Source organism: Candidatus Micrarchaeia archaeon (assembly GCA_041650355.1).
In the GTDB taxonomy this organism is placed as follows: domain Archaea; phylum Micrarchaeota; class Micrarchaeia; order Anstonellales; family Bilamarchaeaceae; genus JAHJBR01.
Genome location: JBAZLI010000033.1, coordinates 1 through 9580 on the forward strand (window position 1 = coordinate 1; position 9580 = coordinate 9580).

Annotated in this window: 7 protein-coding genes; 6 read left to right on the forward strand and 1 reads right to left on the reverse strand. The window is 52.0% G+C overall.

The genetic code is table 11. The annotated features are described in order from the left end of the window. The 6 genes from WC488_03135 to WC488_03160 form a co-directional block, all read left to right on the forward strand. On the forward strand, positions 1 to 233 hold a 233-nt coding region (locus tag WC488_03135), incomplete at its 5' end, for a hypothetical protein (GenBank protein MFA5077396.1). Between the two features lie 87 nt (positions 234 to 320). Further along, entirely contained in the window at positions 321 to 3215 is a 2895-nt protein-coding gene (gene purL, locus WC488_03140; protein MFA5077397.1) for a phosphoribosylformylglycinamidine synthase subunit PurL, read from the forward strand. After that, positions 3212 to 3997: a phosphoribosylformylglycinamidine synthase I gene (gene purQ, locus WC488_03145; GenBank protein MFA5077398.1), complete on the forward strand. Its 786-nt coding sequence runs from the start codon at positions 3212 to 3214 to the stop codon at positions 3995 to 3997. Before purL ends, purQ begins: the two co-directional genes overlap by 4 nt. A 153-nt stretch (positions 3998 to 4150) precedes the next feature. Beyond that, positions 4151 to 5527 carry an amidophosphoribosyltransferase gene (purF, locus tag WC488_03150; GenBank protein MFA5077399.1) on the forward strand — a complete coding sequence of 459 codons (1377 nt, stop codon included), beginning with the start codon at positions 4151 to 4153 and terminating at the stop codon, positions 5525 to 5527. 4 nt (positions 5528 to 5531) lie between these two features. Further along, positions 5532 to 7115, forward strand: a complete 1584-nt coding sequence (gene pheT / locus WC488_03155) for a phenylalanine--tRNA ligase subunit beta (GenBank protein MFA5077400.1) — start codon at positions 5532 to 5534, stop codon at positions 7113 to 7115. Positions 7116 to 7683: 568 nt separating this feature from the next. Then, entirely contained in the window at positions 7684 to 9186 is a 1503-nt protein-coding gene (locus WC488_03160; GenBank protein MFA5077401.1) for a DEAD/DEAH box helicase family protein, read from the forward strand. Here the strand turns inward: WC488_03160 and WC488_03165 are convergent. Beyond that, on the reverse strand, positions 9169 to 9580 hold a 412-nt coding region (locus tag WC488_03165), incomplete at its 5' end, for a hypothetical protein (GenBank protein MFA5077402.1). The two genes, WC488_03160 and WC488_03165, sit on opposite strands and share 18 nt — an antisense overlap.

Here is a 9580-nt window from a genome sequence, read left to right on the forward strand (position 1 = left end):
AGCGCGAGTGGTTCAGGAAAACAGAGCTTAAACTTAGGGCGGGAATTGAGAGTGGGATTGCGGTCGTGCTGCCTGCGAAATGCACGAGGAGGCTGGGGAAGGATGTTCTTGTTGCGCCGGGAAACGAGGAAAAGGGAGTAGTTGTGAAAAAGCTGGCCAAGCTGCTCGGGGCGCACCCCGACGAAATCCAGAATCTGCTCCCTAGCGGGCGAGCGAAACTGGTGAAATTGTAACTATGGTTACATACTGCGCGCGCAACCCTGCTAAACCCAATCAATATAAATATTAGATTTTAATCCTTATCCAGGGGGTAGAGCGCAATGGCCAGACGCATAGAGGTAAAACTCAGGGACGGTGTGAAAGACCCGAGAGCCGAAGGCCTGGCCGAGATTCTCAGGAAGGAGTTCAATATCCGGGCCAGCGTTGATGTGATGGAGTGCTACAGCATAGATGCTGAGCTTGACGAAAAAGAGATGGGCTTCCTGGGCTCGGAAGTTTTCGCTGACAGGGTGATGCAGGAATTCTCGTTCACGGCTCCTTTTTTCCCAGAACGCTGGAGGATCGAGGTCGGGTACATGCCCGGAGTTACCGATAATGTCGGAAAAACCGCGAAGGACGCGGTTCTCGACGCGCTGGGAAAACACGCCGAAGTTTACTCGAGCGTGGTTTACGCGATAGGCGGGGAGCTCGAAACAGAAATATGCGAGGCGTTCGGGAAGCGCATGGCAAATGAGCTGGTGCAGCAGATAATCGTGCGCCAGCCAGGGGATACACTCGAACCGTACCTCCCCAAGGTCGCACTCAGGTTGGAGGTGAGCGTGGAAAGGATAAAGCTTCCTAAGGACGAGGAACAGCTCGCGCAGCTTTCAAGGAAAAGGCTCCTGGCACTCAGCGTGCCGGAAATGAAGGCAGCTAGGGAATATTTTTCCAGGAAGGGCGTGCTTTCCGAAAGGAAGAAGCTGGAGCTCGGGGAAGAAGCAACTGACGTGGAGCTGGAAGTTATTGCGCAGACTTGGAGCGAGCACTGCAAGCACAAGATTTTCAATGCCGAAATCGCGTACAGCGAGAATGGCGACAGCTACAATATTGATTCGCTGTTCAAGACGTTCATAAAGGGGGCCACGGAGGCAGTGAAAAAGCCGTACGTGGTTTCTGCGTTCAAGGACAACGGCGGGATAATCAAATTCGACCCGAAAAACGATATTGCAGTAAAAGTGGAGACGCACAACGCGCCCTCTGCGCTCGACCCGTACGGCGGCGCGCTCACAGGTATATTGGGCGTGAACAGGGACATAATGGGGTGCGGCATGGGCGCCTTTCCCATAGCGAACCTGGACGTGCTGTGCTTCGGGCCGCTGGAGGGCAAGGGCGTGGAAGGCGTGCTGCCCCCGCGCAGAATCTACGAGGGCGTGGTGGAGGGAATCAAGGACGGAGGAAACAAGAGCGGGATACCCACCGTGAACGGCTCTTTCGTCTTCGAATCCTGCTTCTCGGCCAGGCCGGTGATATACTGCGGGACTGCGGGCATACTGCCAAGCGAGATAAACGGGCGGAAAACCTCGGAAAAGAAGGTGGAGCCAGGCTACTTGGCCATCATGGTTGGCGGACGCGTGGGCAAGGACGGAATACACGGGGCTACATTTTCATCACAACAGATAGACGCCAGCACTCCGACCAGCGTGGTGCAGATAGGGGATCCGATAACCCAGAGAAAGGTGCTTGATTTCATAATAGAGGCGCGGGACGCGCTGCTTTACGAGGCTATAACAGACAACGGCGCCGGAGGCCTTTCCTCCAGCATCGGGGAGATGGCCGAGCAGTGCAACGGCTGCGAGATATGGCTTGAGGCCGTTCCGCTCAAATATCCTGGACTCCAGCCATGGGAGATACTGGTTTCCGAGAGCCAGGAGCGCATGACGCTCGCGGCGAAGAAGGAGAACTTGGAGGCTTTGGAGGAGATTGCGAGGAAGCATGAGGTTGAACTCACTGTGGTGGGGAAATTCACCGGCAGCGGGAAAATGCATGCACTTTACGAGGGCAAGACGGTTGCATACCTGGATTTGGAGTTCCTGCACAAGCCGCAGAGGATGAAGCTGTCTGCGAAGTGGCAGAGGAAACGCTTCGTGGAGCCCAAGGTGGACGCTTCGGACCTTGGAGAAGTGCTCAAACAGCTACTTGGAATGCCGAACATCGCCTCGAAGGAGCACACGATACGGAGGTATGACCACGAAGTGCAGGGCAAGAGCGTGATTAAGCCCCTGATGGGGAACAACGCGCCCTGCGACGCGGCCGTGCTGCGGCCGGTTTTCGAAAGCTGGGAAGGGCTGGTGATAGCGCACGGGATATGCCCGAAATACGTGCAGGACAGCCATGACATGGCCATGCTGGCTTTTGATGAAGCCGTGAGGAACGCGCTCGCAGTTGGCGCGAGGTTCAATTACCTTGCCGCGCTGGACAACTTCTCCTGGCCAGACCCGGTGCAGAGCGAGAAAACGCAGGACGGGGAATACAAGCTGGCCCAACTGGTGCGTGCATGTATGGGGCTATACGACTGCGCGACCGAGTACGGTATCCCGCTCGTGTCAGGGAAAGACAGCATGAAGAACGATTATTACGGCAAGGACGGAAAATACTCCATTCAGCCCACTCTATTGGTCACGGTGCTCGGCAAAATCGGAGATGTAAGGGGGGCGGTGAGCAGCGAGTTCAAGGTGGAAGGGGATTACGTGTACGTGCTTGGCAGCACCAAGGAGGAGATGGGTGGAAGTGAGTTCGCCAGGCTGTTCGGAGGGATTGGGAATGACAACCCGAAGGTGGATACCGATGAGACGGTTCCGCTCTACAGGGCGTTCTCAAATGCCTGCGAAAGCAGGCTGGTGCGCTCAGCCCATGATGTTTCAGACGGCGGGCTGGGCGTTGCGCTTGCAGAGTGCAGTTTCCCGAGCGGAATGGGCGTGGAGCTGGATTTGGGCAAGGTGCCTGCCAGGACCCAGAACGAGTATGCGGTGCTGTTTTCGGAAAGCGCGGGCAGGTTCGTGGTGAGCGTGGCTCAGAAGGACGCGGAAAAATTCGAGAAGATGCTGCATGGGGCAGTTTGTGCGCGCGTGGGGAGGGTGCGCGGGGACCGCAGGCTGGTGGTCAGGAAAGGCGAGACGATAATCATAAACGAGGACATAGCCGACCTTAGGGCAATATGGAACGGTGTTAGAATATGAACAAAAGGCGCGCCATGGTGCTTTGCGGGTACGGGATAAACTGCGATTACGAAACAGAGTATGTTTTGAAAGCCAGCGGCTTCGAGGCCAGGCGCGTGCACGTGCATGAACTCGTGGAGCGGCCTACGATGCTCCAGGATTTCGACCTGATGGCGCTGCCAGGGGGTTTTTCCTACGGGGACGATCTCGGAAGCGGCAGGGTGCTCGCGAACAAGATGAAATTCAGGCTGCGAAACGAGCTCGAGGCGTTCGTGGCGCAGGGCAAACTGGTCATTGGGATATGCAACGGATTCCAGATGATAGCCAAGATGGGCCTGCTCCCGTACAACAAATTCGTGCAGGAAACTACCGTCGGCCCGAACGCGTCGGGCAAATTCGAGGACAGGTGGGTTTACCTGAAGGCAAATCAAAAATCACAGTGCGTTTTCACCAAGGGCATTTCCGGGCTCATGCTGCCAGTCAGGCATGGTGAAGGCAACTTCATGGCAGACCAGGAGACGCTCAGAGACTTGAAAGCCAAAGAGATGATTGCGCTCCAATACGTGAACGAAGCTGGGGAGCTTGCAGGCTATCCGTACAACCCGAACGGGGCGGCGCTCAATATAGCCGGAATATGCAATGAACAGGGCAACGTGCTGGGCATGATGCCTCATCCCGAAGCGTACAACTCCATGACCAACAACCCGTATTGGACTGAAGTGAAGGACAGGATAAAGGACTGGAAGGGGGCAGGCATGAAGATATTTGAGAATGCGGCTGCGTACCTGGATGAAAAATTCTGAGTTTTTGTTTTCTGGTTCCAGCGCCGAACGGCTTTCGTTCCCATCCTCTTGCTGCAGGACGAGATGGATTTGGTTTAAATATTTAGCTGACGAAGGAACTGTTGCAAATTCATGGAATTCAAAGCCAGCATTTTGTACCTAGCGGGAGAGAGCATGGATGGGGAAAAACACGAGGAATGCGGGGTAATCGGGATTTGCTCCAAAAAAGGCGGGCCAGTGGCACCCCTGCTCTACCGGGCTATGGTGGCACTCCAGCACCGGGGCCAGGACGCGGCCGGCTTCGCAGTTTACAATGACGGCAGATACGAGACCAGGCGTGGGTTGGGGCTCGTGTGTGACATATTCAGCGGGGAGGACCAGCGGGTTGAAGGGGGCGTTGGGATAGCGCACACGCGGTACCCGACCACAGGCAGGTGCCTTCTCAGCGACGTCCAACCATCTTCAGGAGACAAGATGGTGGTATCGCACAACGGCCACATATCCAATTATTGGGAATTAAGGGAGGAACTCGAAGGAAAGGGAGTGAAACTTTCGAGCCAAGTGGATTCTGAAGTCATACTCTATTTGCTGCAGGAGAAAATTGGAGAGGGGCTGGAAGCCGCGGCCACCCACGCCATGAAGAAGCTGGATGGGGCGTATTCCGTGGCTGGCATGCATCAGGGCAAACTATTTGCATTCAGGGACAAGCACGCGATAAGGCCGCTGGTCTATGGGGAAAACGAGGACACGTTCTGCGTGTGCTCGGAAAGCTGCGCACTTGATATAAACAACCTGCCGTACAGCGGCGAAATCGCAGGTGGAGAGCTCGTGGTAATCGAGGGCGGCCGGATGACGAGAAAGCGGCTGCTCGAGGGAGCGCCGCATCATTGCATGTTCGAGTACGTTTATTTCGCGAGGCCGGATTCCATAATTAACGGGAAATGGGTGTTTGAAGTGCGCAAGCGGCTGGGCGAGGAGCTGGCAGTGGAGCATCCGGTAAATGCCGACCTGGTGGTTCCGGTTCCTGATACCTCAAGAACCGCGGCGCAGTCTTTTTCCGAAAAGACAGGGATACGGTTCGAGGAAGGGTTGATAAAGAACAGGTACATTGGAAGGACGTTCATAATGCCAAACCAGGATGCGAGGAGCAACGCGGTGAAGCTCAAATTGAACCCGGTGAGGGGCATCCTGGAAGGCAAGCGGGTGGTGCTGATAGACGACAGCATTGTGAGGGGAACCACGCTTAAAGAGATCGTGGGGATTGTAAGGGGCGCCGGGGCCAGGGAGGTCCATCTGAGGATAACTTCGCCGCCGATAAAGGCGCCGTGCTTCTACGGCGTTGACATGTCCACATACACAGAACTCATAGCCAACAGGAAAAGCGTTGAGGAAACCAGGAAGTTCCTGGGTGCAGACAGTCTAGGGTATTTGTCCTTAGGTGGCTTGAACCGGGCGATAGGGCTTCCTGTTTGCACCGGGTGCCTCGACGAGCAGTACCCCACAGCATACGCCAAAAAACGGGCAATTGAAGCTAAGGAAAAAACAGGATGATTTCATGGCAGTGGTTACTGTCTCCATATTTGAATTGAAGAAACTGGCGGGCCTGGAAAAGGACCGCGCAGTGGAACAGCTGAGCGACATAGGCATGCCTATAGATGGGGAAGCAGGAGACGACCTTTTTGTTGAAGTGACCCCCAACAGGCCGGACCTTTTTTCGATTGAGGGGATTGCACGGGTCTTGAACGCCCTGAACGGTCGGTCAGTAAGGAATTACTCGGCCAAAAAATCAGATTTCAAACTGGTTGTGGACCGCTCGGTGGGCGCGCAGCGCCCCTACATAGTGTCAGCAGTCCTGAAAAACGTCAATATGAACGAGAGCGTGCTCAAATCCATGATGCAGCTCCAGGAGAAGCTCCACGAGACGGTGGGGCGCAAACGGAGGAAGGTTGCGATAGGAATTCATAATGCTGATGAGGTGGTTTTTCCGCTCACGTACAAATTCGTCAAAAACGAATCCTTCGTCCCGCTTGATTTTTCTGAAGAGATGGACGTCGAGCAGATACTCGCGAGGCATCCGAGAGGGAAGGCTTATGCGCATCTGGTCGGCCCGCATTACCCGGTGCTGTGCGACCAGAAAGGAGTGATTTCGTTTCCACCTATCATAAACAGCGAGCGCACACGGGTCACGGAGAACACGAAGAATTTGGTGCTTGACGTGACCGGAACCCACCTGGAAACGCTGGATAGGGTTTTGAATATCCTGGTGTGTGCGCTTGCGGACCGAGGTGGGGAAATATATGGAGTTTCCTCCGGCCGCAGGAGTTACCCGAATCTTGAATGGGGCAGGATGCCAATCAAGCTCAAGGAAATCAGTAAATTGTTGGGGGAAAATTTCCAAAAAACCAAGGTTTTAGACTGTCTTTCGAGGATGGGGTGGATGGTAGATGGGAGTGGGAAACTGCTCGTCCCGCCTTACAGAACCGACGTCAATAGTTACGTGGATGCCGCGGAGGATGTCGCGATTGCTTATGGATATGACAGGCTCGCGCCCACGCTTCCGGATTTTTTCTCTATAGGAAAGGCCCGCAGAGCTGATGATGACGTGAAAGATGTGATGGTGGGAGCTGGGTTTGTAGAGGTGGTGAATTATGCGCTCGCCAACTACAAAAAGATGGAAGATGTTGGTGGGGGGAAGCCACTCAAGATAATAAACCCAAAAACAGAGGAATTCACTCTGCTCAGGACCACGTTGGCTGGCTCGTTGTTGGAGAATATCGCGTTGAACGCAAATCAGGAGCATCCGGTGAAGATATTCGAAATGGGGCGCGTTTTTGCACCTGGTAAGAGCATGGAGGAAACGAGGCTTGGGTTCGCCGTCTGCTCTGAAAGCGTGGATTTCTCGCTGATACGTGGGGTTTTGCAGAGTGTGATGTGGGCCAAGAATGCAGAATTCGAGCTCAAGCAGGAAGATTCATTTGGTTTGTTTATACACCATCGGGGTGCAGGCATTTATTATAAAAATAAGAAAATCGGGATTATGGGTGAAGTTGCTCCGGAAACGCTTGAGAAATCAGGAATAAGTTTCCCAGTTGGTTTTTGCGAATTGGACCTGGGCGCATTCACATACACCCCAGAATAGATCAGATGGCTGGACCGACCCCCCTTAATTCCACTATTATTGGTTGTTGGTTCATATGGCCAATCAAATACCTAAAAAATTTGCTCCACGTCGTCCGTCCTTATTTTGTAAACTTCAATATTGCCCTTGAACCCAGAGAAAAAGCCATCAATAAGCTTCCCATATTTCTCGTCAACCATAAGCACAGATTTAGTTTTAAATGAGAAATCCTTCAACCTGATTTTATTGAAGTGGTAGTAAAAAACCCTTTTCAAGCGATTGTAGTTGGATTTGTTTTTTGGTTTCAGATCATAAAAATACACAAACATTTTTCCACCCTTAAATAAATTTTTATCATTAAAAACAAAAAATATTTATTAATTTTATTAATTATTATAAATATATAAATGTAACTATAGTTACAAATTAATTAATTCTATCTCATAAATTTTTTATAAATAATACTAGAAGTATGCCCTCCCTCAACACCCACCCACTTAATTATTTATATCTCATCAATATTTCTATTAAAACAAACCAATGTAGATCGAATCTCAACAAATATGTTGTTGGTTCGCCACTGATGCACATGAAACTCCAACCAAGGGAATACCAAAAAAAAATATTCGATGCTATCTCAGCGTCTGGCAACACCCTAGTCGTGCTGCCTACTGGCCTCGGCAAGACACTAATTGCATTCATGCTCATTGAATGGAAAATGAAGCAAGGCAAGTGCCTATTTCTTGCGCCTACAAAACCATTGGTAAAACAACACCTGGTCTCTTTTTCGGACATTTCTGACGTGAATCCGGACATTGTAACTATAGTTACAGGAGAAATTCCGAAGAAGAAGCGCGCCCCCCTCTACAATAAACAGATAATTTTCTCAACCCCCCAAACGATTAAGAACGACCTGCGCTCTGGGGTATTCAACACACCAGGAACCGTGTCATTGTGCATTTTTGACGAAGCGCACAGAGCCATAGGCAACTACGCGTACACCTCCGTCGCCGAAAAGCTCCGGGAAAACGCGCTCATTGTGGGTCTTACTGCATCGCCAGGCGGCAACCGCGAACGCATAAACAAAATACTCGAAAACCTGTTCATCAAGAACGTGCAGATACGCTCGAAGCATGACACAGACGTGGCGCCCTATGTAAAAGACATAAAAATAAGCTGGATTGAAACGAGCCTGACCCCAGACCTCATGGAGATAAAAAACAACCTCGACCTGCTGATAAAGGAGAACGCCCGCAAGCTTTCTTCATTCGGCTACCCTCCACCTCTGAAGTCCAAGCGGCTTTTCATGGCCCTGCGGCAGAGGATATTGAACCACCCGAGCAACGCCAAATACGCGGCCCTCGTTGTGTATTCCGTGCTCCTGAATCTGCTCCACATGCAAGAGCTCGTGGAAACGCAAGGCCCTGGCGTCCTAAGAAAATATGTTGAAAAGCTCAAACAAAAGGAAACAAAGAGCGCCAAGATACTGCTCAAAAAACCCCAGTTCATCGCAATAGAGAACATCCTGCTTAACAGCACCGAGGAGCACCCGAAACTCGGGTTGCTGACCGGGCTCCTCCAATCACATCCTGGAAAATCAATGGTGTTTGCCCAATACCGCGACCAGGTCGCGCTGATTGAGAAAACCCTGAACCAGACTGGCATTAGTGCCCGCATGTTTTTGGGGCGAAAGGGCGAATACACGAAAAAAGAGCAGGAAGAAACCATCGCCCAGTTTCGGGAGGACAAATTCAGGGTCCTCGTAGCCAGTTCGATAGGGGAAGAAGGCCTCGACATCCCCGCAGTGGATAATGTGATATTCTACGAACCAACCCCTAGCGAGATCCGGAGCATCCAGCGCCGAGGACGCGCGGGTAGGTTCAAGGACGGCAACGTGTACATACTCATAACGAAAGGGACGCGCGACGAGTATTTCTACTGGGCTTCGTTCAACCGTGAAAAGAGGATGAAGAGCATACTCGGGCGCATGCAGGATTCTCAAAGTGCGAAAACACGGCAGACTGGAAAACCAACAGCAAATAAAATCAAGACAGACAAAAGCGGGCAGTCAAGCTTAGACAGCTTTTTCTAATCTCCTGAAAACCCTGCTCTTCTTAGTTCCACCCAATCCCTTGAAATAATAAACCGCTGCCACTGCAAGAACCATCACCATGGAGCCCCAGAGAATTAAATCATAATTTCCTGCTTCATCCATGCTACTGAGTATTTTCATCGCGTCATCCGAATTCTTGAGCGCCTTGATGCTGTCCCCCGCATCTATGCGGCTCCAACTCTCTGAGAGCAGGCCTCCGATGTTTTTTGCATCCTTCTCAGAAAGACGCCCCGCAGCATCCTTGCTCAGTCTTTGTGTGGTATTGTAATTATCCCGCGCCTTTTCGCCAAGCTGGCTGAGTAGTGCATCTATTTCCTCTTCCAGCGCGGTAGCCTTCTGACAGCTTTTGGCCACCGCGCTCCAATTCCCTTTT

Bases quoted from the DNA above. Each gene is read 5' to 3' on its own strand.
- WC488_03160 (MFA5077401.1), top strand. From the start codon at position 7,684: ATGAAACTCCAACCAAGGGAATACCAAAAAAAAATATTCGATGCTATC.
- purQ (MFA5077398.1), top strand. From the start codon at position 3,212: ATGAACAAAAGGCGCGCCATGGTGCTTTGCGGGTACGGGATAAACTGC.
- purF (MFA5077399.1), top strand. From the start codon at position 4,151: ATGGATGGGGAAAAACACGAGGAATGCGGGGTAATCGGGATTTGCTCC.
- purL (MFA5077397.1), top strand. From the start codon at position 321: ATGGCCAGACGCATAGAGGTAAAACTCAGGGACGGTGTGAAAGACCCG.
- pheT (MFA5077400.1), top strand. From the start codon at position 5,532: ATGGCAGTGGTTACTGTCTCCATATTTGAATTGAAGAAACTGGCGGGC.